This is a genomic window from Streptomyces sp. NPDC015242 (assembly GCF_043079125.1).
Taxonomy (GTDB): Bacteria; Actinomycetota; Actinomycetes; order Streptomycetales; family Streptomycetaceae; genus Streptomyces.
Window position 1 is genome coordinate 524,285 of record NZ_JBIBUF010000003.1, and the last position, 20,990, is coordinate 545,274.

Annotated in this window: 22 protein-coding genes; 11 read left to right on the forward strand and 11 right to left on the reverse strand. The window is 68.5% G+C overall.

Features of this window, described 5'->3' with window-relative positions; translation table 11 throughout:
• Window positions 1-24 precede the first annotated feature (24 nt).
• From ACF07N_RS13845 to ACF07N_RS13855, 3 genes are all read left to right on the forward strand, one after another.
• Window positions 25-1,128, forward strand: coding sequence for a Gfo/Idh/MocA family oxidoreductase (locus ACF07N_RS13845; protein ID WP_392112066.1), 1,104 nt, complete (start codon window positions 25-27; stop codon window positions 1,126-1,128).
• Window positions 1,125-1,652: a heme-degrading domain-containing protein gene (locus tag ACF07N_RS13850; protein ID WP_392112069.1), complete on the forward strand. Its 528-nt coding sequence runs from the start codon at window positions 1,125-1,127 to the stop codon at window positions 1,650-1,652. The genes ACF07N_RS13845 and ACF07N_RS13850 overlap by 4 nt, the downstream gene beginning before the upstream one ends.
• Before the next feature lie 98 nt (window positions 1,653-1,750).
• A complete protein-coding gene (locus ACF07N_RS13855) occupies window positions 1,751-2,617 on the forward strand; it encodes an LLM class F420-dependent oxidoreductase (protein ID WP_392112072.1) in 867 nt (288 codons plus the stop codon).
• Window positions 2,618-2,737: 120 nt separating this feature from the next.
• Here the strand turns inward: ACF07N_RS13855 and ACF07N_RS13860 are convergent, their stop codons facing one another.
• From ACF07N_RS13860 to ACF07N_RS13870, 3 genes are all read right to left on the reverse strand, one after another.
• The gene (locus ACF07N_RS13860) at window positions 2,738-3,595 is read right to left on the reverse strand and encodes a fumarylacetoacetate hydrolase family protein (RefSeq protein ID WP_383339568.1); all 858 of its coding nucleotides are present in this window, start codon (window positions 3,593-3,595) and stop codon (window positions 2,738-2,740) included.
• A 144-nt stretch (window positions 3,596-3,739) separates the two neighbouring features.
• Complete coding sequence (locus ACF07N_RS13865; RefSeq protein WP_392112075.1) at window positions 3,740-4,450, reverse strand: YidC/Oxa1 family membrane protein insertase; 711 nt, start codon at window positions 4,448-4,450, stop codon at window positions 3,740-3,742.
• A gap of 87 nt (window positions 4,451-4,537) precedes the next feature.
• On the reverse strand, window positions 4,538-4,849 hold the full coding sequence (locus ACF07N_RS13870; protein ID WP_392112077.1) for a DUF6412 domain-containing protein: 312 nt from the start codon (window positions 4,847-4,849) through the stop codon (window positions 4,538-4,540).
• 230 nt (window positions 4,850-5,079) lie between these two features.
• On the opposite strand from ACF07N_RS13870, the gene ACF07N_RS13875 reads away from it, so the two are divergent.
• The 3 genes from ACF07N_RS13875 to ACF07N_RS13885 all read left to right on the forward strand — a co-directional run bounded on the left by ACF07N_RS13875 (window position 5,080) and on the right by ACF07N_RS13885 (window position 8,520).
• Window positions 5,080-6,555: a beta-1,6-galactanase gene (locus tag ACF07N_RS13875; RefSeq protein WP_392112080.1), complete on the forward strand. Its 1,476-nt coding sequence runs from the start codon at window positions 5,080-5,082 to the stop codon at window positions 6,553-6,555.
• A gap of 136 nt (window positions 6,556-6,691) precedes the next feature.
• The gene (locus ACF07N_RS13880; RefSeq protein WP_383328453.1) at window positions 6,692-7,708 is read left to right on the forward strand and encodes a hypothetical protein; all 1,017 of its coding nucleotides are present in this window, start codon (window positions 6,692-6,694) and stop codon (window positions 7,706-7,708) included.
• Window positions 7,709-8,052: 344 nt separating this feature from the next.
• Complete coding sequence (locus ACF07N_RS13885) at window positions 8,053-8,520, forward strand: very short patch repair endonuclease (protein ID WP_392112083.1); 468 nt, start codon at window positions 8,053-8,055, stop codon at window positions 8,518-8,520.
• Window positions 8,521-8,700: 180 nt separating this feature from the next.
• Here the strand turns inward: ACF07N_RS13885 and ACF07N_RS13890 are convergent, their stop codons facing one another.
• The 3 genes from ACF07N_RS13890 to ACF07N_RS13900 all read right to left on the reverse strand — a co-directional run bounded on the left by ACF07N_RS13890 (window position 8,701) and on the right by ACF07N_RS13900 (window position 12,789).
• Window positions 8,701-9,474 carry a DUF3883 domain-containing protein gene (locus ACF07N_RS13890; protein WP_392112086.1) on the reverse strand — a complete coding sequence of 258 codons (774 nt, stop codon included), beginning with the start codon at window positions 9,472-9,474 and terminating at the stop codon, window positions 8,701-8,703.
• Window positions 9,475-9,535: 61 nt separating this feature from the next.
• Window positions 9,536-11,380 carry a DEAD/DEAH box helicase gene (locus tag ACF07N_RS13895; protein WP_392112089.1) on the reverse strand — a complete coding sequence of 615 codons (1,845 nt, stop codon included), beginning with the start codon at window positions 11,378-11,380 and terminating at the stop codon, window positions 9,536-9,538.
• Window positions 11,380-12,789, reverse strand: a complete 1,410-nt coding sequence (locus tag ACF07N_RS13900; RefSeq protein WP_392112092.1) for a transcriptional regulator — start codon at window positions 12,787-12,789, stop codon at window positions 11,380-11,382. Before ACF07N_RS13900 ends, ACF07N_RS13895 begins: the two co-directional genes overlap by 1 nt.
• A 119-nt stretch (window positions 12,790-12,908) precedes the next feature.
• Here ACF07N_RS13900 and ACF07N_RS13905 point away from each other — a divergent pair, with 119 nt between their 5' ends.
• The 3 genes from ACF07N_RS13905 (at window position 12,909) to ACF07N_RS13915 (ending at window position 15,894) form a co-directional block, all read left to right on the forward strand.
• Complete coding sequence (locus tag ACF07N_RS13905) at window positions 12,909-13,598, forward strand: hypothetical protein (protein WP_392112095.1); 690 nt, start codon at window positions 12,909-12,911, stop codon at window positions 13,596-13,598.
• 201 nt (window positions 13,599-13,799) lie between these two features.
• Complete coding sequence (locus tag ACF07N_RS13910; RefSeq protein WP_392112098.1) at window positions 13,800-15,158, forward strand: DNA cytosine methyltransferase; 1,359 nt, start codon at window positions 13,800-13,802, stop codon at window positions 15,156-15,158.
• Window positions 15,159-15,231: 73 nt separating this feature from the next.
• Complete coding sequence (locus tag ACF07N_RS13915; RefSeq protein WP_392112101.1) at window positions 15,232-15,894, forward strand: HAD family hydrolase; 663 nt, start codon at window positions 15,232-15,234, stop codon at window positions 15,892-15,894.
• On the opposite strand, the gene ACF07N_RS13920 is transcribed toward ACF07N_RS13915, so the two are convergent.
• Window positions 15,875-16,246 carry a hypothetical protein gene (locus ACF07N_RS13920; RefSeq protein ID WP_392112104.1) on the reverse strand — a complete coding sequence of 124 codons (372 nt, stop codon included), beginning with the start codon at window positions 16,244-16,246 and terminating at the stop codon, window positions 15,875-15,877. The two genes, ACF07N_RS13915 and ACF07N_RS13920, sit on opposite strands and share 20 nt — an antisense overlap.
• Before the next feature lie 15 nt (window positions 16,247-16,261).
• Here ACF07N_RS13920 and ACF07N_RS13925 point away from each other — a divergent pair, with 15 nt between their 5' ends.
• Window positions 16,262-17,398, forward strand: coding sequence for a methyltransferase domain-containing protein (locus ACF07N_RS13925; protein WP_392112107.1), 1,137 nt, complete (start codon window positions 16,262-16,264; stop codon window positions 17,396-17,398).
• A 337-nt stretch (window positions 17,399-17,735) separates the two neighbouring features.
• On the opposite strand, the gene ACF07N_RS13930 is transcribed toward ACF07N_RS13925, so the two are convergent.
• From ACF07N_RS13930 to ACF07N_RS13945, 4 genes are all read right to left on the reverse strand, one after another.
• Window positions 17,736-18,110, reverse strand: a complete 375-nt coding sequence (locus ACF07N_RS13930; RefSeq protein WP_392112109.1) for a VOC family protein — start codon at window positions 18,108-18,110, stop codon at window positions 17,736-17,738.
• Between the two features lie 76 nt (window positions 18,111-18,186).
• On the reverse strand, window positions 18,187-18,675 hold the full coding sequence (locus ACF07N_RS13935; RefSeq protein ID WP_392112111.1) for a MarR family transcriptional regulator: 489 nt from the start codon (window positions 18,673-18,675) through the stop codon (window positions 18,187-18,189).
• A gap of 312 nt (window positions 18,676-18,987) precedes the next feature.
• On the reverse strand, window positions 18,988-19,437 hold the full coding sequence (locus tag ACF07N_RS13940) for a DUF2267 domain-containing protein (RefSeq protein ID WP_392112114.1): 450 nt from the start codon (window positions 19,435-19,437) through the stop codon (window positions 18,988-18,990).
• A 170-nt stretch (window positions 19,438-19,607) separates the two neighbouring features.
• Window positions 19,608-20,030 carry an Hsp20/alpha crystallin family protein gene (locus ACF07N_RS13945; protein ID WP_383339547.1) on the reverse strand — a complete coding sequence of 141 codons (423 nt, stop codon included), beginning with the start codon at window positions 20,028-20,030 and terminating at the stop codon, window positions 19,608-19,610.
• Between the two features lie 179 nt (window positions 20,031-20,209).
• Here ACF07N_RS13945 and ACF07N_RS13950 point away from each other — a divergent pair, with 179 nt between their 5' ends.
• On the forward strand, window positions 20,210-20,521 hold the full coding sequence (locus ACF07N_RS13950; protein WP_392112117.1) for a hypothetical protein: 312 nt from the start codon (window positions 20,210-20,212) through the stop codon (window positions 20,519-20,521).
• Window positions 20,522-20,990 lie beyond the last annotated feature (469 nt).

Sequence of the window (20,990 nt, forward strand, 5' to 3'; positions counted from 1 at the left end):
AACAGCGTTGCGAAAGTGGACGGCATGACTGGCACACCCCTCGGAACCCCGCCCGGCGCAGCCCCCGGCTCGGCCCTGCGCGTCGGCCTCGTCGGCTACGGCCTCGCCGGCTCCGTCTTCCACGCCCCGCTGATCGCCGCCACCGAGGGCCTCGTCCTCGACACGGTGGTCACCTCGAACCCCGAGCGGCAGCAGCAGGCCCGCGCCGAGTTCCCGGACGTCCGCCTCGCCGCCTCGCCGGACGAGCTGTTCGCGCGGGCCGCCGAGCTGGACCTCATCGTCGTCGCGTCGCCGAACAAGACGCACGTGCCGCTCGCCACCACCGCCCTGGAGGCCGGCCTGCCGGTCGTGGTCGACAAGCCCGTCGCGGGCACGGCCGCCGAGGCCCGGGCGCTCGCCGCCCTCGCCGAGGAGCGCGGCCTGCTCCTGTCCGTCTTCCAGAACCGCCGCTGGGACAACGACTTCCTCACCCTGCGCAAGCTCTTGACGGAGGGCGAGCTGGGCGACGTCTGGCGGTTCGAGTCCCGCTTCGAGCGCTGGCGGCCGAAGCCGAAGGGCGGCTGGCGCGAGTCCGGCGACCCGGCGGAGATCGGAGGCCTCCTCTACGACCTCGGCAGCCATGTCGTCGACCAGGCCCTGGTCCTGTTCGGCCCGGCGACCGCCGTGTACGCGGAGACGGACGTCCGCCGCCCGGGCGCGGAGACGGACGACGACACGTTCATCGCGCTCACGCACGCGAGCGGCGTCCGCTCCCACCTCTACGTGTCCGCGACGACCGCCCAGCTCGGCCCCCGCTTCCGCGTCCTGGGTTCGCGGGCGGGCTACGTCAAGTACGGCCTCGACCCCCAGGAGGCGGCCCTGCGCGAGGGGCGGCGCCCCGGCGCGGACTGGGGTGTGGAGCCCGAGTCTCTGTGGGGGCGGGTGGGCTCCGGCGAGTCCCCGGTGACCGGCGGCGGCCGGACCGAACCGACCCTCCCGGGCGACTACCCCGCTTACTATGCGGCCGTGGCGCAGGCCCTGCTGGCGGGCGCCCCGAACCCGGTGACCGCGCTGGAGGCGGCCGCCGCCCTGGACGTACTGGAGGCGGCCCGTCGTTCGGCCCGCGAGAAGACGGTGGTGACGCTGTGACGCACAAGAACCCGCACGGTTCCTCGCACAACCAGGAGCTCACCCCGAAGTTCCATCCGGAACTCACCCCGAGCCTGGAAGAGCTGGAGAAGGAGGAACGCCGCCTGGTGTTCCGCCGGTTCACCCACGACGACGCCTGGGAGCTCGGCTCGCTCCTCGTGGAGCTGGCGCGGGAGCGGCAGGCGCCGGTCGCCATCGACATCCACCGCGCGGGCCAGCAGCTCTTCCACGCCGCGCTGCCCGGCTCGACCCCCGACAACGACGCCTGGATCGCCCGCAAGCGCCGGGTGGTCGAGCGTTACGGCTCGGCGTCCTACCTGGTCGGCGCCCGCTTCCGTGCCAAGGGCACCACGTTCGAGGAGTCCTCGCGCCTCGACCCGGACACCTACGCGGCGCACGGCGGTTCGTTCCCCATCACCGTGGAGGGCGTGGGTGTGGTCGGCGCGGTGACGGTGTCGGGCCTGCCGCAGTTGCAGGACCACCGGCTCGTGGTGGAGGCCCTGGAGCAGTTCCTCGGCCGCTAGGACCTGCCGCCGGGTGGTGCCGGAATCATCACCGGGTCCCTCCGGTTGCCCTTGCGTCAGCGTGATCGAGCAAGGCACCACCGGAGGGACCTGAACGGATGAGCACTCAGGTGAAGGAAGCGGTCGGCAGGTACGGGATCTGGAGCGTGGGGCTGCGCTCGGAGGACCCGGACCGCCGCGGTGAACGGGCCGAGGCCGCCGCCGAACTGGAGGAACTGGGCTACGGCGCCGTCTGGCTGGGCGGCAACAGCTCCGCCGCCCACGCCGCCCCGCTGGTCGAGGCGACCTCCGGGCTCACCGTCGGCACCAGCATCCAGAGCATCTGGCAGCACGAACCGGACGCCGCCGGCCGGGCCTTCGCGGAGCTGGAGGCGGCCCGGCCCGGGCGCTTCCTGCTGGGACTCGGCGTGAGCCACGCCAAGCGGGTGGAGCAGTACGCCCGCCCCTACTCGGCGCTGGTCGCCCACCTGGACGGACTGGACGCCGCCGGAGTCCCGGCGCAGCGGCGCCTGCTCGCCGCCCTCGGCCCGAAGTCGCTGCGGCTGGCCCGCGACCGGGCGGCGGGCTCGATCCCGTACCTGGTCACGCCCGAACACACCGCGCACGCCCGCGAGATCCTGGGCGAGGAGCCGCTGCTCGCCCCGGAGCTGGGCGTGGTCCCGGAGACGGACCCGGACCGGGCCCGCGCCCGGGCGCGGGAGTTCCTCGAGCTCTACCTTCCCCTGCCCAACTACACCAACAACTTCCTCCGCCACGGCTTCACGGAGGAAGACCTGAAGGACGGCGGCAGCGACCGCCTGGTGGACGCCCTGTTCGCCTGGGGTGACGACGAGGCGATCCGCCGGAAGATCGACGGCTTCCTCGACGCGGGCGCGGACCACGTGGCCCTGCAGGTGGTGAACGGGGAGCCGCGCGACGCGCTCCCCCGGAAGGCCTGGCGCGACCTGGCGGCCCTGCTGGGCTGACCTGGCGGGGGCGCGCCCCAGGGGCGCGGGGAACTGCGCGGCAAGCCACCCTCCGGCCGCAGCCGAACCACGACCGCGGCCCCCGGCTCTCCCCAGTTCCCCGGCTCTCCCAGCGGAGCGCTACGCGTCCTTGAACTCCTGCCGCTGCCGCCCCAGCCCGTCGATCTCCAGCTCCACGACGTCCCCGGCCCGCAGGAACGGCTTGGGCTCGGGCGCGCCCAGCGCCACCCCCGCCGGCGTCCCGGTGTTGATCACGTCGCCCGGGTACAGCGTCATGAACCGGCTGAGGTACCGCACGACCTCCCCCACGGGAAAGATCTGCTCGGCCGTCGTCCCGTCCTGCTTCAGCTCGCCGTTGACCCACAGCCGCAGGGACAGGGCCTGCGGGTCGGGCACCTCGTCCGCCGTCACCAGCCACGGTCCGAGCGGGTTGAACGTCTCGCAGTTCTTGCCCTTGTCCCAGGTGCCGCCCCGCTCGATCTGGAACTCCCGCTCGGACACGTCGTGCGCCACGGCGTACCCGGCGACGTGGGCCAGCCCCTCCTCCGCCGACTCCAGGTACCGGGCCGTCCGCCCGATGACGACGGCCAGCTCGACCTCCCAGTCAGTCTTGCGGGAGCCGCGCGGCACCAGGACGGTGTCGTGCGGCCCGACGACGGTGTCGGGCGCCTTCATGAACACCACGGGCTCGGCGGGCGGCTCGGCTCCGGTCTCGCGCGCGTGGTCGTGGTAGTTCAGCCCGATGCAGACGATCTTGCCGATCCGCCCGAGGGGCGGCCCGACGCGCAGCCCGGTGGCGTCCAGCACGGGCAGCTCCCCCGCGTCGGCGGCGGCCCGGACGCGGCCGAGCGCCTCCTCGTCGGCGAGCAGCGCGCCGTCGACGTCCGCGACGACGCCGGACAGGTCCCGCAGGGTCCCCTCGGCGTCGAGCAGCGCGGGGCGCTCCGCCCCCGCCGTACCGACTCGCAGCAGCTTCATGATCAGTCTCCCTCGATCGCGGGCGCCCGCCGATGCGCGCGACCCGGGTGCGGCGGGGCAGCCATCGGAGGACTGGTCGATCGTCCAAGCTCGGTGTTCGCTCCGCAATACCCCGTTCACGTACTGGACCGCCGCCCCGGGCGGTCAGCGGTACAGCACGGCCCGCTCGACGGTGCTCCAGGCCGTGCTGGTCACCACGTACAGGGCGGCGGCCAGCGGCACGACGGCCACGGTGACGAGCGTGAAGAAGGACAGGAACGGCATCACCCGGGTCACCGCCCCCAGCCCCGGCACCTGCTCCCCCTGGCCGGCCGGGAGGACCGGGTTCGCGGCCGTCATGCGCTTGCTGAGGCGGTAGCTGAACGCGGCGACGACGGCGACGACGGCGAACAGCCCGGCGTACACCAGCCCCGCCCCGCCGAGGATCCCGCCCTGGAGCGCGTCCGCCCACCGTCCGCCCAGCGGCGCGGCGAACAGCGCGTGGCCGAGCAGCTCGTTGGCCCGCCCGCCGATCGTGTCGCTGGAGAACAGGTGGTACAGCAGGAAGAACGCGGGCACCTGGAGCAGCCCGGGCAGGCAGCCGGCCAGCGGCGACACCTTCTCCCGGGCGTGCAGTTCCAGCACGGCCCGCTGGAGCCTCTCGGGGTCCTTCCCGTGCTTCCCGCGCAGTTCGGCGATCTTGGGCTGCAGCGCGGTGCGGGCCTTCTGACCGCGCGCGGCGGCCCGGGACAGGGGGTGGACGAGGAGTCGTACGAGTGCGGTGAACAGGACGATCGCGGCGGCGGCAGCGGACGTGCCGAACAGCGGCTGGAGCAGGTCGGCGAGTCGCTCGACCAGGGTGGCGAAGACGGACATGGGTGAGCCCTCCGGGGGTCTCGTCGTGCCGGACGGAGACAAGCGGCATGACGACCCGCGCGGGGTCACCGAGGTGCTGGTGAGGCCCTACGCGATGGTCGCCCGGAGGGCGTGACCGGGTGCGCGGGGACGGGTGCGCCCCCGGGCGTCGGGATCGCGCTGGGGCAGGAAGGCCGTACGGCGGTCACGGTCACGGATGGCCGTACGGACCCGGGTCCGCGGCACGGCGGGAGCGCAGCGCGCGGCGGCGACGGCGCACAGCGTGAGGGCGGCCGAGGCCGCGGCGGTCGCGGCGAGGGCGACGGTGGCGGAGAGGCCGCCCCCGTCGAGCAGCACCACCTGGACGATCAGGAGGAGCAGCGCGAGAGCGGGACGCAGGCTGGTCCCACCGCGGTTCACCGGCTGCCCCCTCCCTCGTACACGTGTGTGTCCTGCTCTCGGTTATACAGGATCGCGCTCCCGCACGGACCGGGCACTTCATAAACGGGTTTGAGAAACCCCCGTCAGAACTCTCGACAACCCTCCCGCCACGCCCGATGCTTCTCGATGCCATCACCCCGTTGCCATGCACGGGACAAGAACGAGCCGCCCTGAAGACCCCCGAGCCCGAATTCCGTGACGGAGGAGCCGTGATCCGACGCAGATCCCTGCTGGCCGCAGCAGGCGGTACGTTCCTCGGCAGCGCCCTGGCGACGGGCACCGCGCACGCGGACGCCACGATCGCCGTCAACCCGTCGACGACGTACGGCACCTGGGAGGGCTGGGGCACCTCCCTGGCCTGGTGGGCCAACGTCTTCGGCGCCCGGGACGACTTCGCCGACCTGTTCTTCACCACCAAGTCGGTGACGTACGACGGCAGGTCGCTGCCCGGCCTCGGCCTGAACATCGCCCGCTACAACCTCGGCGCGTGCAGCTGGAACAGCGTCGGCGGCGAGACCATGGTGAAGTCGCCCAACATCCCCGGCTTCAAGCAGATCGAGGGCTTCTGGCAGGACTGGAACAACGAGGACCCCACCTCCTCGGCCTGGAAGTGGACGGCGGACGCGAACCAGCGCGCCATGCTGGTCAAGGCGGTCCAACGGGGCGCTGTCACCGAGCTGTTCGCCAACTCCCCGATGTGGTGGATGTGCAGCAACCACAACCCCTCGGGCGCGGCCGGCGGCGGCAACAACCTCCAGACCTGGAACTACCGCCAGCACGCCTCCCACCTGGCGGCGACGGCGCTGTACGCGAAGTCGAACTGGGGCGTGAACTTCGCGACGGTCGACCCGTTCAACGAACCGGCCTCCACCTGGTGGACCGCGACCGGCACCCAGGAGGGCTGCCACATGGACCCCGCCGTCCAGGCCGCCGTCCTGCCCCACCTGCGCAGCGAGCTGGACAAGCGCGGCCTCACGGGCGTGCGCATCGCCGCCTCGGACGAGACGAACTACGACACGGCCCGCTCCACCTGGGCCTCCTTCGGCTCCTCCACCAAGGCCCTGGTCTCCCAGGTCAACGTGCACGGCTACCAGGGTTCGGGTGGCCGCCGCGACCTCCTCTACACGGACGTGGTGACGACGTCTGGCAAGAAGCTGTGGAACTCCGAGACCGGCGACAGCGACGGCACCGGCCTGACCATGGCGTCCAACCTCTGCTACGACTTCCGCTGGCTGCACCCCACCGCCTGGTGCTACTGGCAGGTCATGGACCCGTCGGCGGGCTGGGCGATGATCGCCTACGACGCGAACACGCTCCAGCCGACCACCGTCCAGACCAAGCACTACGTCCTGGCCCAGTTCAGCCGCCACATCCGCCCCGGCATGACCATCCTGGACACGGGAGCGGGCAACGCGGTGGCGGCGTACGACGCGCAGTCCCGCCGCCTGGTCCTGGTGGCCGTCAACACGGCCACGACAGCCCAGACCCTCACCTTCGACCTCTCCCGCTTCACGACGGTGACGGGCGGCTCCGGCGGCCTGGTCCCCCGCTGGAACACGGTGACGACGGGAGGCGGCGACCTCTACACCCCGCGCTCGGACATCCGCCTGTCCGGCAAGTCGGTCAGCGTCCCCTTCGCCGCGCAATCGGTGCAGACGCTCCACGTCGAGGGCGTGACGCCGTAACCGGACCCGGCCGGCGGTCCGGGGCGAACGGTGGTCCGGGGCGAACGGTGGAGCCCCGGTGACGAGCGTGCGCGCTGACGCGGCCTGGCCTGCGCATCTCTCACGCTCGTCACCTCCCGGCAGTACGGTGTCCCCCATGCGCCCCGACACGCCTGCCGAAAACGTCGACCACACCGCCGAGGCGGCACGCCTGGAGCGGACCGCCGGCCTGTACCCCGAGGACGCGGAGGCCCTGCTGCTGCGGGCAGCGGCCCACCTCGAACTCGCCGGCGACCGCCCCACCGCGACCAAGCTCTACGACCGCCTCCTGTCCTCCCCCGAGGCCCTCGACCATCCCCACCTGGTACGGGCGCTCAAGGCCTCGAACCTCTGGGAGTACGGCCACGAGGCCGAGGCCAGGGCGATCATCGACGGCGTCCGGACGGCGGCCCCGCGGGACCCGGCCCCCTGGGTGATCGTGGCGGAGGCCCTGGAGTCGCACGACGAGCTGGAAGCGGCGCACGACACCTTCACGGAGGCCGTGCGCCTGCTCCTGACGGACGTGCCGCGGCCCCCGCAGCCGACCCACCCCCTGCTCTTCGGCCGCCACCGGGTGCGCCGCATGCTGGGCCGCTCCCACGACGAGTGGGACGCCCTGGCCGACACGGTCCACTCCCTGCCGGTCTCTCTGGACGAACTTCACGACCCCAAGCGCGTGTGGTCCCTCGGCTCGGAGAACCCGGCGGAACTGGAGGCCGAGATCCTCCGCCTCCGCGCGGAACTCGGCGCCTACCGGGAGGCCCTCTCCCGCCCGTTCCCGGTGGCGATGCTCCACTGGCCCGCGACGGAACTGACGGAGCTGCTCCAGGCGTATCCGTCCCTGGCCGAGGAGTACCCCTCCCACGAGGAACACCTCGCGTCGATAGAGCGCGCCCTGCGCGAACTCGCCGCCTCCGGCACCCCCAACCTCGGCATCGTCACCGGCACGGTCCCGTCCTACGAGGCCTTCGCGGCATCGGAGGGCTCCTCCCCGGGCGACCCGACGCTCCTCCCCCAGTACGCCACGACCCTGGCGGCCCGGGGCCGCGCGGTGGCGTGGCCCCCGCAGGAGGGGGCGGGGTGCTGGTGCGGGTCGGGGCGGGGGTATGGGGAGTGCCATGGGGGTGTTGCCTGACTTGGCCGCCGGCGGGCCACAACGACCACCGGCAGAATGCCGCTGAACCGCCCCGGCGTGCGCGGCGACGCTGACGCGCCCGCACCGCCGGGCGGCCGGTCAGCGCACCTCGGCGCTGCGAGCCCGTGCCCCCGCTTCCCCGGGCCGCCCGCTCGCTTCTCTCCCTTGCTGGAGCGGTCCGGGTCAAGGGTGGCCCGCAGGGCCATCGGCGCAGCCGACGCGGAACGGAGCGCAGCGGAGTGAAGCGCCCTTGGGGCGGGGCGCGGAGGCACGACACTGGCCGGGAAGCGGGCGGCCTAGCGGCGCTGGTGAACTCTGCTCGACGGCGGACTACCCTCTGCCGTATGTCCGAAGGTTCCGCATGGAAAGCGCCCGCTGGTTCATGGGCCTCGTCCGCGGCTCGCCGCAGGAACATGCAGGCTATCCGCAGCCGTGACACACAGCCCGAGAGGCTGCTGCGGCGGCTGGTGCACGCCCGGGGCCTGCGGTACCGCGTTGCCGCCCGCCCCCTTCCGGATCTTCGGCGTACAGCAGACATGGTCTTCCGTCCAGTCAAGGTGGCAGTCTTCATCGATGGCTGTTACTGGCACGGATGCCCCGAGCACTACATCCCGCCGAAAACTAACTCGGGCTACTGGTCAGAGAAGGTTGTGAGCAATGTGACGCGCGATCGTGACACTGACCGGCGTCTTGAGGAAGCAGGGTGGCTCGTCCTCCGCTTCTGGGAGCACGAGCCAGCGGAAGAATGCGCACTCGCCGTCTGCAAGGCAGTGACGGCTCGCCGAGCGGAGCAGGGCAGGGCATCGCGCTAATGCAGCGCGTCATGCCACTGACCTCGCCCGGGTCCGTTGCACTGTGCCAAGGCTGCGACATCGTGGCCGACGGCGCGACTGCTCCGCTGCACATCGGTGCCGAGTCTGTCCTGAAGCGATTACCGGGGAGCTGAACCGGAGACGTTCCCACTCTTGCACGCCATGGTGCGCAGGGCCGGCCTAGGAGGCAAAGCCCTTCCGTAGCACAACGGGTGCGGCTTCGTTGAGCATCGGCATGACGCTCGGGATGCCTGGTACCGGTACTTCCGGGGGTATGTCGAGTCTGCACGACTGCCACCGCCCCCGGGGACTGCGATCCGAGGGAACGTGGTCCACTATCCAGCGCTTCGGCACCGCCGCCACGGCCGCGAGCTGCAGATCAGCCGTGAGACGGACCGTGACGAGTTCCCAGTCTGCGTCACGCATCATAGTCTCGTATTCGTTGCGTGAGATATAAACGGTAAGCCGCCCTTTGCGAAGCGTTGTCTTCACTTCCAGATGTGCAGAGTGCTGGCGTGTATCCACAAAAATGTCGTATCCGTAACCGTCGGACCAAGCCGCGACATGCTCCACTCGGCCCTTTGCTGATTTAGACAGCAACTCGACAAGCGCGAGTTCGCCAGCGGTACCGATCCGGGAGCGCTCCTCGGAGTCCACTTTGCCCCAGACGGTACTTACCTGTGCGAAGGCCTCCTCTTGGGTGAGGCCGAGAGCTTCTGCCGCACGCAAGGCGTCTTCGGGAAGTTCATCTGGCCTGCGGATAAGCAGGTCAGCATCGCGAAACCAAGGTACTTGGCTGTTTGCCATCGCAGCGCCAAATACTCTGCAGGGCAACGGGACCTTACTATCCAGCTCATCCAGAAGCCCGACATCTCCAATCCAAGCGTACGCGGCGTCGTACTGAGTTGGTGTGATGTCGCTGTAATCACTGTGCGTGGTGAACAGTGCGCGCACCCTGGAGACCCCGCTCGCCGGAAGCCTCTCCAGCCAGCGCACCGCCGCGCGCAGCACCGGGTCAGGCGGCACGGGCACGGAGATGACCCATCAGCGCTTGGAGGTCCCGGTGATCCAGACCGCCGCCGACAGCCGGTTCCTCGTCGAGGTCCCCCAGTTGCTGTACTGCAGGATCATCGAGAATGCCACCCATGAACTGCAGCTTATCGCTGAGCCGTTGATCAACGATTTCGTCGATCGTACCCTCAGACGCCAGAACGGTAACCCGGGTCTCCGTCCCTGGAGGAAGACCAAGACGGTGAATACGATCAAGACTCTGAAGGAAGCGGCCAGCGGCGAAGTCACGGTCGACATACACAGCGTCGTGGCAGTGATGATGCAGACTGATGCCCTCACCGAGCGTCCCTGGATTGGACAGGAGGACCATGCAATCAGGGTCATACCGGAACCGCTCGATCGCCGCCTCACGGTCGGTATCAGGCATGGAGCCGTACACCAGGGCTGGTGAAAACTCGCCAAGCATTCGCTCAAGGGTGCTGAGGCTCCGGACGAACGTCGACCAGACAAGCGTCTTGCGCCCCTCAGCCGCGTTCCGCCCGACGATCGCGAGGACCTCACGGTACTTCGGCGACATCTCGTAACTCGGAAGATCACGCATCAGCTCGAAGAGCGGTGTGCCCTCAGGCACAGAGAGCGGAGGAACCTGGTAGGAAAGCGGCTCATGACGCGTGGTACCTACAGCAAGAAGCGCAGGGCTAGTTGCCGCCATAAGCATGTAGACAATGACTTTACCCAGAGCCAGGAAGTCGTTCTCTGAACCTGCAGCACGGGCGGAGAACCGCCCAATGAGTGCCTCATATACCTCACGATGGAGTGGCGGCATCGGCACGGGGGTCAGGCGCGTGGCGACCGGAGGCAATCCCAGTTCCGCCTTTGTGGTGCGAGTGAACAGTGGCCGGAGAACTCGGCTCGCCCGTGCGAGATCGCCACCCGCTACGGCCTGGATTACCTTCTGCCGTCCGTGACCTGGCCACACGAAACCGAAAAGATTCTCGAGGTCCTTAACCCCGTTTGGGGCAGGAGTCCCGGTCAGGATCAAGCGATGCCTGCTCCGAGGGCCGAGTGCAAGACACGCTGAACCATCCGTCCCGTCCGCTCCGCGCTTCATTCTGTGGGCTTCATCAAGCAGCAGCATTGACGGCCTCGCAGCCAGCCATTGACCCAGCTTATTCACGACTCCATCCTGGCGCAGCCGTTCATAGTTGACGATGAGCGCGTCTGCCGCCGGATCGGAATCCTTTGAGAAGACATCCATCCTCAGGGGCTCAGCCAGGCACTCCTCATTCTCGTACTTCCACGACTCATAGCAGGACTTGGGTCCAATGATGAGAAGTCGTTCTATGCCGTTTCTGCGCTTAAGAGCATGAAAAACCGCAAGGCCGACGCGAGTCTTTCCAGCTCCAGGTACCGAGAAGTTCGCTCCGTGGCGCAGAGACAAAAGTTTCGCGATGTCCCGCCGCTGAAACTCGGTGAGACCCGCCTTCCACTTTGCGCCGAGCAGGTCACCAACTTCCTCAGGACTGATCTCTCCGTCAGAACCAGCTGCAGGATCTAGGCGCCTGGCAACAGTCTGTGCATCGGCCGCGGAATCTCTGGCAAGGGCCGCGAGCTGCGGATCCCAAACAACGCTTCCAGGTTCCGGCCATGCAGCGAGGGCAACCAGGTTCGTCAGAAGGTCGTCGATCTCGACCTCCAGCGTCCCTGGAGAACGCTGCACACTGCTTTGGAAACGAAGTGCGAGGCGTCGCAGCTCGCCTTCGAAGGCCGCTCCGGCCCGGAACCTTGCGCGCGTCACACCATCGCTGAAGCCGATCTCCAGGCTGGGGCCGGACGACTGTCCAGGCATCAGCTCTCCCGCGTGGCGTCGAGCAGCCAGGCCACCCCGTCTCCAGGGGAGGAGAACGTGCGTCCTGCTTGCTTAGCAAGCCGGGCGAGACTCGCTTTCAGGGTGAGCAAAGCATCGTCGAAGGCATCCTCATCAAGCGCGCGCTTGGCCCGCGCTTCGGCGAACTCCGCCGAACATTGGTTGACGTAGTCTGCGGCATCAGTGAGGCGTGCTGGAACAGCGACCTGGCGCTTCAGCAACTCGGCGTTCGCACCTGCCATCTTCACGGCTACATCGAACGTCTTCCGCGCAGACTTGATCAACCCATCGGCCCGGGTCACTGCGGCTGCGCCGAGCTTATCGCCGGCCTGTGAGGCGGCCTTCGCCTGGAGCAGGGCATCCGTAAGTGCGCGAGTAGTCTTTACCGCTGCCGTGGCATCCGGGATCGCCACACCTTCGAGTCCGGGGATCGACACAGCAGCGGACTCCTGCGCAGCAGGCCGCAGTTCGTCAGGCAGGCGCTCGTCAAGGTAGCGGCTGTGGAAGTCAGCTTCGGCCAGGCGCACAGTCGTCTTCGCGTAGTTCAGCACCACCATGGCGAGACGTGATTCCTTCAGCTGCTCGGCAGCATCGGGGTCAGTCTTGGCGAGCTTGGTGTAGTCGCGGTGGAGTTCGCGGAGCTTCTCCTGATGGTCCTCGAAGTCAACTAGCCGCAGAGCCGCACCGCTGCCTGTGCGGCTTCGCTCGATCGCGTCGTTGATCAGCTGATAGACCCAGCGGTCCTGCTGAAGGGTGGTCCGCTTGATGTTGAAATCCCGGGCTACGTCTTCCTCTCGGCGGCCATCCGCCAACTCGTCTTCAATCGCGATGAGCCTGTTGATGTACGAGTACTCACGACGTTTGTCGCGACGGAGCTGAAGAGCGAGCTCGACGTTGTTAATGTCCCGTCGGGATGTATCCGCCGGGAGAACACCGACCCGAATATCCCTGATACCGAGATCCCTCAAAGCGGCACAGCGTGTGTTCCCATCGACGAGGATGCCATCCGGGCTGATGATGCCCGGCTCGCGCTGACCCACGTCATCGAGCTCATCCTGCAACGCTAGATAATCAGGGTCCGTCTGGTTGGGGTTCGAAGGCCGACAGCGCAGCAGGTCGCGCAGATACGTTTGCCCGGCCTCACTCCACGGCTCCTCCTCCAGCACGCGGTTGCGCTCGGGGTCGAGGGTGCGTTGTGCGCGGATGCGGTGAGTGTCGGGATTGAAGTAGAGCATGTCGACCGGCATCGAGATCACATGCAGGTGCTTCTGCTCACCGCGCCACTCCACGGTGACCTTCGCACCGTCCTCGACCATGGCTTGTTTCAGTCGCTCGTCCACCAGCGAGCGAATCTTCTCACCCTCGGGTGGAACACCGAACTTCACTGCCATGACCAGAAGCCTCCCCACACAGAGCCAGCGTGCCCCAGCATTATCGCAGGCATCGCTGACAGGAGGCATGCCGATGATCCACAATCAGCATCCTGACGCCATGGAGAACGGAGCACAAAGTGACGCTTCCCGCTTGGAACGACCCTGAGCTCAAGGCCGGAACCATGGTCCGGGGGGCACTCTGGCTCGTCCAGGTGGTCGGCGAAGGAAACACGTTCACCAAGGAGCAGATCCGGGAGGCGTTCCCTGGCATCGCGCAAGCGGACCGGCGCATACGAGATCTCCGCGACTACGGATGGGTCATGCTGACCAACACGGAGGACGCGACCCTTACCGCTGAGGACCAGCGCTTCGTGAAGAGCGGGGTCCCAGTCTGGGACCCCGTCGCCCGGCGCGCAGCCACACTGCGGAAGCCGGTCTCCAGTAAGGAACGGCAGGCCATCCTTGCCCGAGATCACTACATGTGCACTATCTGCGGGGTATCAGGAGGAGAGTCCTATTACGACGACTCGAACCAGACCGCGGTGCTCTCCGTTGTCCGGCGACAGGCAGTCCTGCTCGACGGCAGCGAGGAAGCTCTCCTGGTGACGGAGTGCAAGCGGTGCCGCTCCGGCTTCGATGGGGACACTGCACGCGTAGATGACGCATTGGCCGAGATCAAGTGCCTTGAGCCCGGAGACCGACGTCGTCTGCTTCGCTGGATGGAGCGAGGGCGCCGGGGTACCACGCCGTTGGACCGGGCCTGGAACACTTACCGGAGACTGCCGGCCGAGGCCCGGGGTGAGCTGCGGTCAGCTATACAGGACTAATAGCCTTCGGCACCGCGCCCCACGGCGAGACCCACGGCTAAGAGGAGCCGCAGGGAGCCGTAGACTTCACGAGCCCGTCCGCCTTACCGTGCCGACCACCCATCTGCGGCTATGGTGCTGGTCCACACGGAGTCGGACAGACTTGTCATATCTGCGGGATGGTGCACTGACCATCCCCACTTGCGCTGGCCCGTTCAGCGCATGCGGAAGGAGATCGCGATGTCGGCGGCGGAGCACAAGCAGACACTCGAAGTCGTCGAGATCTGCGCCGGCGCCGGCGGGCAGTCCTTCGGACTCCACCGTGCCGGGTTCACTCACCGGCTTGCCATTGAGCTGGACGTCCATGCGGCCCATACGCTGGAGCAGAACCTTCGCCGCCTGCTCAAGGAGGACGGCACCGAGGCACCAGAGGACCTGGTGAGAGTTGGTGACGTAGCGGATCCAGACGTCTGGGACCCAGATGCCTTCGAGAAGGGCGAAATCGCCCTTCTGGCAGGCGGCGTTCCCTGCCCGCCCTTCAGCATCGCGGGTAAGCAACTAGGCTCAAGCGACGAGCGTGATCTCTTCGCCTGGGCTATCGAGTTGTGCGGCCGGATGCGCCCCAAGGCTCTTCTGCTGGAAAACGTACGCGGGCTTAGCGCGAATCGATTCTCTGGATACAGGCAAGCCGTTCTCGACAAACTGCACGACTTCGGCTACATCGCATTCTGGAAGCTTCTCAACGCTTCTGACTTCGGCGTCCCGCAGTTGCGGCCTCGTTTTGTTCTCGTTGCCCTTCAGCCCGAGTACGCGAAGTACTTCAGGTGGCCCGAGGGGCGTCCGGGGGACGCCCCTACAGTGGGTGAGATTCTCGATGATCTCATGCGTGAGAACGGCTGGAGCGACGAGGAAGTTGACGCCTGGGTGGCAAAGGCGAACAAGATTGCTCCGACTATCGTTGGCGGCTCCAAAAAGCACGGTGGAGCCGATCTAGGCCCGACCCGGGCGAAGAAGGCTTGGGCAGAGCTGGGTGTTGACGCCATGGGCGTTGCCAACCACGCGCCGAGGCCCGACTTCACACCTACGAAGGGCGCCCCGGGCCCGAAACTGACAACCAAAATGGTCGCCAGACTGCAGGGCTGGCACGGAGAGTTCGCGGACTGGGACTTCCTGGGCCTCAAGACTTCGGTTTACCGACAAATCGGCAACGCCTTCCCACCGCCCGTCGCGAAGGCTCTCGGCGAGGCGATCAGGGATGCCCTTCTGCAGAAAGGTGAACCGATTGCTCTCGTGGAAACCTCCAGCACGATTCACGACCCGGTGTACCGGCTTCTGCGGCAACAGTCTCGGCCTCTGACTGCCGAGCAAATCATCACGAAACTTGCCAGGACAGGTGTGTTCATGGACCAGCCTGAGGTAGAGCGACGCCTCAACCACCTGAGCCACGACTTCGACCTGCAGAAGACGGAACGCAAATCCGGTGATCTGGCCTACAGCTTGGGCCAGTTCAAGGCATTCGTAGGTCAGGATGACCATCAGCGTCACGACTTGTTCACCCAGTACCGCACCAAGATCAGTTGAGACTCAGGGCCTCTAAGCACTTGGGCTCGTTCGCCGAACTGGACCGGAGACCAGCATTGGATAGCCTGCCCTCATGATTCGCGCAGTGGTCTTCGACGTCGGTGAGTGCCTCGTGGACGAGACCCGCGAGTACGGGACTTGGGCTGACTGGCTGGGTGTGCCGCGGCATACCTTCCACGCGATGTTCGGGGCGGTGATCGCCCAAGGTCGCGACTACCGGGAGACGTTCCAGGAGTTCCGGCCGGGGTTCGATCTCTACGAGGAGCGGGAGAAGCGGGCCGCTGCCGGGCAACCGGAGAGCTTTGGGGAGAACGACCTCTACCCGGATGTCCGGCCGACTCTGCGGCGGCTCCGAGCCGACGGACTGTGGCTCGGCATCGCCGGTAACCAGACCGTTCGGGCCGGGAGGATCTTGCGGGACCTGTTCTCCGACGATGTCGACCTGATCGGTACGTCCGACGACTGGGGCGCCAGCAAGCCTGACCCCGCGTTCTTCAAGCGGGTGGCCGCAGCCGTGCCCTTCGAGACGCGCGAGATTCTGTATGTCGGTGATCGGTGCGACAACGACATCAGGCCGGCTGGAGAAGCCGGCATGCACACCGCGCTCGTGCACCGCGGGCCATGGGCCAGCATCCAGTGGAACAGCACAGAGGCCAGGGAGTTGCCGACCTTCCGGATCGAGGCCCTGGACGAGCTCGCCCCTAGGGTGAGCGAGTTCAACGCCGCAGCACACTGAGCGTCGTAGCCCAGTCGTAAAGGCGGTCGTCGAGAGCGCGCACGCAGCTCTCGTGCTGGTTCGGGGTGAGAGCGCGGCGGACTTCCCGTACCCGGTCCATGCCGATGGCGTACCAGGTAAGTGCCAGCTGATCCAGCGCCTTGCCGGCGTACTCGCAGGCGGCTTCGGCCTTGCCGGACGCTGCCTCGACAGCTGCCAAGTCGGCGTAGACGACGGTGCGCTGCTTCTCCTCTCCCGGAGTCATGGCCCCAAGGGCCTGGAGCAACGTGGACCGGGCTTGGGGCAGGTGGCCGGCGAGCAGTTGAGTGTTGCCCTTGAAGGCGGCGAGGCGTGCCGGAGAGAACCAGTCCATCCATGGAGGTGAGGCGTGCTCGCTGCCGTTCTCGAGAATGTCCTCGGCATGGGCGATCAGGTGCAGAGCGGTGCGGGTGTCACCACACCTGGTCCCGCACTCGGCCTCCACGGCGTCCAGCCACGCGAGGAACTCGGCGGAAGCGGGCGCCCGGCGCGCGTAGGGCGATGGCTGACGTCCATCTACTCGGACGCCACACTCATCACCCAGTTCGACGGCGAGGAGCCCGACTGGAAGGCGCCCGTCGCCCGGCGGGGCGGAGCGCCCACTTCGTCGTCCACTCTGCCGTCCCTGGTGGTTCGCATGTGGTCCGACGCCGATGTGGCCGAGGGGCACACAGTGCTGGAGATCGGTACTGGGACCGGATACTCGACCGCGCTGGCCTGTGAGCGCCTCGACTCCGGCGACGTCACCAGTATCGAGGTTGACCCACGGCGGCTGGAGGCGGCGGCGGACGCACTATATGGGTGCGGCTACACCCCGACACTCGCCGTGGCGGACGGACTGTACGGGTATTGGCCCGAGGCGCGCTTCGATCGGGTCGTAGCCGCCTGTTCCTTCCGCAGCGTCCCGGCTGCGCTTCTCGACCAAACCCGACCGGGCGGAAAGATACTGCTCACTCTTTCGGGATGGCTTTACGGCTATGCCCGTGTGCTGCTCACGGTCGCCGAGGACGGGACGGCGCAGGGCTCGCTGCTGCCCGACACGGTCTCTTTCATGGCTGCTCGGACCCATGCCCCACCGTCGTTCGGAAACCCTGCGCACTGGGCCGCTGGGCTACCGGACAAGCCGAGAACGGCCCTGCACGGTCCCGAGCGTCTCATGGCCGCGACCGAGGAAGCGTTCCATCTACGGTTCATCGCTCAATGCGCCGTGCCGGACGCACAGGTGGTCATGGTCGACGAGACCGTCTGCCTGGTGGATGTCGTGAGTGGTTCCGCAGCGACTCTGTCGCCTTCGGACGGCAAGTGGCGGGTGCGTGAGGGCGGTCCACTGCGTTTGTGGGAGCGCGTCGAACGGGTCGTGTCTGCCTTCGATGCCGCTGGCCGTCCAGGGCCGGAGACGTTCACCCTGCGGGTGTGCGACGCGGACCAACGCCTCGTGCACCCCACCGTGCCCGACCTTCTCCTGCGTAGAACCTCTCTGCCCTGAGCCATTACTGGATCGGGGGTGAGCTGTCTGTCGCTTTCCCGTAGGCCGAGGGACCACCTGTTGGCCAGGACGTACTCATGGCCGCCCGGTTTTTCTCAGGTTGGCGGTTCCGGGGCGGGTGTCAAGAGCGCCCTCCGGGCGTCGGCTTCGCCGATTGCGCTGCGCTTCACTCTTGACGCCCGCCCCTCCACCGCGAAGTGATGCCCGGCCGGGCGGCCCGAGGGGGGGCGGCGGGGCAGGAGGGGGCAGGGGCAGGGTGCGTCGCCGGGTGCGGGTCCGCGGGATCTTCTTGCCTTCTTTCGAAGGCTCGGACAAGCCCTCCTCTCAACCGGCAGCTTCAGCCCCGATCCCCCAGTTCGACGCAGAACTCGTTGCCCTCCGGGTCGGTCATCACGACCCAGCCGCGGCCGTTCGGGAGGGTGCGGTCCGTTTCGATGCGGGCGCCGAGGGAGAGCGCGCGGTCTACCTCCTCGGAGCGGGTTCGGCCCGTAGGTGCGAGGTCGAAGTGGAGGCGGTTCTTGGTCTTCTTGGGGTCTCCGGTCCTGATGAAGAGGAGGCCGGGCGTGCCGGCCGGGAGTTCGATCAGGACCTCGTCGTCGCCGGGCTCGTCCGTGTCGGAGATCGGGTGGCCGAGGAAGTCGGACCAGAAGAGGGCCAGTTCGTAAGGCTCGCCTGTGCAGTCGAAGGTGATGTGGCGAAGGGTGGGGTTCAACGGTCGGTTCCGTCCCGTCGGTGGCCAGAGGTGCCGTGCGCTCCGCAGCATCGTCGGCGGGCCGGCCGCTGTCGAACTATTTGGCAGGTTCAGGCAGGTTCCCGTTCCCGCCCAGGTTGGCCACCATGCGGCGCAGGACGTTGATCGTGGTGATGAAGTCGGCCTCGGAGATGCCCTCGTGGGTCTGGTGGTGGACGCGGAGGTTGCGTTCCCTGGCCCGGAGGCGGGCGGCCTCGCCCTCCTCCGTGAGGCTCAGGCCGCCTGTCGTGTCGTCCTCGGTGAGCCAGCCCCGGGCCGTCAGGTCGTCGTAGACCGTCTCGAAGTCGGTGTCCTGGTCGTCGTAGGGGGTCAGGCGGGCGGTGAGGGTGGTGCGGGTCCAGGTGCCCGGGGCACCGGCGGCGTGGTTGAGGGTCCACCAGTGGGGTTGGGTGAGGTTCTCCACCGCGAGTTGGGCGCGGATGGCTCCTACGACCCTGCGGTAGGCCTGGCCGGTCCATGCGCCGATGGGCTGGGCGGCCAGTTCCTCCGTCGGGTAGTCCTTGAGGTCCTCGGCGTGTGTGGTCATGAGTCCTGTTCGTCCCGTCTGTGGTGTGGTCGGCCGGACGGGCATGAAAGTAGGACCTCAAGCAAGGTCGAGGTCAAGGATGAAGGTGCGAATCGCCCGTGGAGGCGGGCCGGTTGGTCCAAGGGCGGGGCGGGCAGCCCAGGCAGTTGAGGCGGCGCTCGGGCGACCCGGGCGGCTCGTACGGCGGCCAAGACGGCGGCCAGGACGCCCTGCGCCTCCTGCCCCTCCGGGCGCCTGCGGCGCTGCCCGACGGCCACCCCCGGTCACATCGCAGTGGTGGCCGTCGTACGCGGCGGAAGGGGGGCCGGGAGCTTAGGCCGCCGGGCTCAGGTCCGCCCGCCCGAACAGCAGGGCGTAACCCGGCGGGAGTTGGGCCAGGATGCGGGTCACCAGACCGTCACCGATCAGGGGCGGGAGCACGCTGAGGACCGAGCTGACGTCCCAGCGGGCGGTGGCGGAGGTGGCTCCCGGTGTGCGGGACGCCACCTCGTCGACGAACCGCGCGGCGGTCAGCCGGTGCGTGGCCGGGACCTGGGCGGCGATCAGGCGGGCCGCCTCCTCGGGGAGGGCCCGGGCGAGGTCGACCCGTTCGTCGCCGATGACGTGGGCGCCGAGGGCGGCCAGGACGGTACGGGTCACCTGCTCGGCCTTGGTCCAGGTCTCGTACTGGCCCGACGCGCGGACCGACTCGACGAGGCGGGGCCAGCCGTTGTCGCCATCGGGGTCCCTCGTGGTCACACCGGACACTGTCGCCGTGGTCATGTGCGGGTTTTTCCTCCGGGTGCGTGGGTGCGGTCCTCCCGGGGCGCGCCACCGTGCGTGCGTACATACCGCAGCGGTGGCGCGACCCCTGGAATGGACGGGCGGTGTTCGCGGGGTGGCGCGGTCAGCCGCCGACCTGCAGTGCGGTCGGCCGCTGATCCGTCGTGCGGTCAGCCGCTGATCTGCCTGCGGGCGTCGCCGCCCGTGATCTGGATGCGGCGGGGCTTGGCCTGCTCGGCCACCGGGATGCGCAGGGTCAGGACGCCGGCCTCGTAGGAGGCGTCGATGCGCTCCGTGTCGAGCGTGTCGCCGAGGAAGAGCTGGCGCGTGAAGGTGCCGGTGGGGCGCTCGGCGACCAGCGGTTCCGCGCCCTCGGGGGCGGGGGACCTGCGCTCGGCTCGCACGTTGAGGACGTTGCGTTCGACGTCCAGCTCGATCGTCTCGGGGTCGATGCCGGGGAGGTCGAAGTGGACGAAGAAGTCGTCCCCGGAGCGGTAGGCGTCCATCGCCATCGCGGACGGCCGGGCGGCGGAGCCCAGTACCTGCTGGGTGAGCCGGTCGAGTTCACGGAAGGGGTCCGTGCGCATGAGCATCACTGGTCACTCCTCTCTTCAGGCGCTGTGTGTGCGATGCCCTACGGTCTGCGTCTTCTTATATAGCTCGAAGGAGGAAACTTGACAACCCCCGACTCAGGTTCGGGGTGGCCTCCGTGCCTGTGCTGCGGCGGGTTAGCCTCGTGATCTCGTAAGCGTGGGCGTGTCAGGAGGCAGCAGTGGCGAAGGTTCCCAGCGCGGTGGTGGCCGCGGGCGGGCTGGTGGGCGGGTACGGCGTGGCCCGCTGGACCAGGCAGCGGCCGCTCGGCGGAGTCGTGCTCGCCGTCGCCGGGGCGGCGGCCGCGCGGCAGTGGCGGCAGCAGGCGGGCGGGGTGGCCGCGGGGGCGTTGTCGGCCGCGTACGTCGCCGCTTTCGCCGGGTCGCATCCGCTGGCCCGGAAGGTGGGGGCCTGGCCCGCCGTGTTCGGTGTGGCGGGGGCGGTGGGGCTGGCGTCGTGGGTGGTGGCGGACCGGCGGCGGGACGAGGTGTAGGGCCCGGAGCCGCGCAACCGCGGGCCGGGGCCGCAGCCGGGGGCCTGGAGGCCGTAACCGGGGGGCCGGGGTGCCGCGCAACCCAGGGCCGGAATGCCGCACAACCGGGTGCCAGTAGGCCTCATGGCCGGAAGCCCGGAGGCCAACGCGGCCGAAGGTCCGGAGGGCCACGCGCCGGGAGCCCGGAGGACCACGCGGCCAGACGTCCGGAGGGCCACGCGCCGGGAACCCCGAGCGCCACGCATCCCGGCGCCCGGGGTCCGAGGTCCGGCGCCCGGGGTCCGGCCCGGCGCCCACAGACCGGTCCTGGCCCCGTAACCGCACAGCAAAGAACCCGGCCCTGTCACCAGGGCCGGGTTCTTTTTCGGAGCGCCGGGCAGGCCTTGCACCTGCATCTCCCCACAGGAAGTGGGGCGTCTTTCCTTGGACCACCAACGCATCGTCCGTCTGCCGGAGTTCGGCGAGCGGG

What these genes read in the sequence shown, in the direction of transcription:
- ACF07N_RS13845 (WP_392112066.1), top strand. Translation starts at nt 25, where the DNA reads ATGACTGGCACACCCCTCGGAACCCCGCCCGGCGCAGCCCCCGGCTCG.
- ACF07N_RS13855 (WP_392112072.1), top strand. Translation starts at nt 1,751, where the DNA reads ATGAGCACTCAGGTGAAGGAAGCGGTCGGCAGGTACGGGATCTGGAGC.
- ACF07N_RS13860 (WP_383339568.1), bottom strand. Translation starts at nt 3,595, where the DNA reads ATGAAGCTGCTGCGAGTCGGTACGGCGGGGGCGGAGCGCCCCGCGCTG.
- ACF07N_RS13865 (WP_392112075.1), bottom strand. Translation starts at nt 4,450, where the DNA reads ATGTCCGTCTTCGCCACCCTGGTCGAGCGACTCGCCGACCTGCTCCAG.
- ACF07N_RS13880 (WP_383328453.1), top strand. Translation starts at nt 6,692, where the DNA reads ATGCGCCCCGACACGCCTGCCGAAAACGTCGACCACACCGCCGAGGCG.
- ACF07N_RS13885 (WP_392112083.1), top strand. Translation starts at nt 8,053, where the DNA reads ATGTCCGAAGGTTCCGCATGGAAAGCGCCCGCTGGTTCATGGGCCTCG.
- ACF07N_RS13895 (WP_392112089.1), bottom strand. Translation starts at nt 11,380, where the DNA reads ATGCCTGGACAGTCGTCCGGCCCCAGCCTGGAGATCGGCTTCAGCGAT.
- ACF07N_RS13900 (WP_392112092.1), bottom strand. Translation starts at nt 12,789, where the DNA reads ATGGCAGTGAAGTTCGGTGTTCCACCCGAGGGTGAGAAGATTCGCTCG.
- ACF07N_RS13910 (WP_392112098.1), top strand. Translation starts at nt 13,800, where the DNA reads ATGCGGAAGGAGATCGCGATGTCGGCGGCGGAGCACAAGCAGACACTC.
- ACF07N_RS13915 (WP_392112101.1), top strand. Translation starts at nt 15,232, where the DNA reads ATGATTCGCGCAGTGGTCTTCGACGTCGGTGAGTGCCTCGTGGACGAG.
- ACF07N_RS13920 (WP_392112104.1), bottom strand. Translation starts at nt 16,246, where the DNA reads ATGGACTGGTTCTCTCCGGCACGCCTCGCCGCCTTCAAGGGCAACACT.
- ACF07N_RS13935 (WP_392112111.1), bottom strand. Translation starts at nt 18,675, where the DNA reads ATGACCACACACGCCGAGGACCTCAAGGACTACCCGACGGAGGAACTG.
- ACF07N_RS13940 (WP_392112114.1), bottom strand. Translation starts at nt 19,437, where the DNA reads ATGACCACGGCGACAGTGTCCGGTGTGACCACGAGGGACCCCGATGGC.
- ACF07N_RS13945 (WP_383339547.1), bottom strand. Translation starts at nt 20,030, where the DNA reads ATGCTCATGCGCACGGACCCCTTCCGTGAACTCGACCGGCTCACCCAG.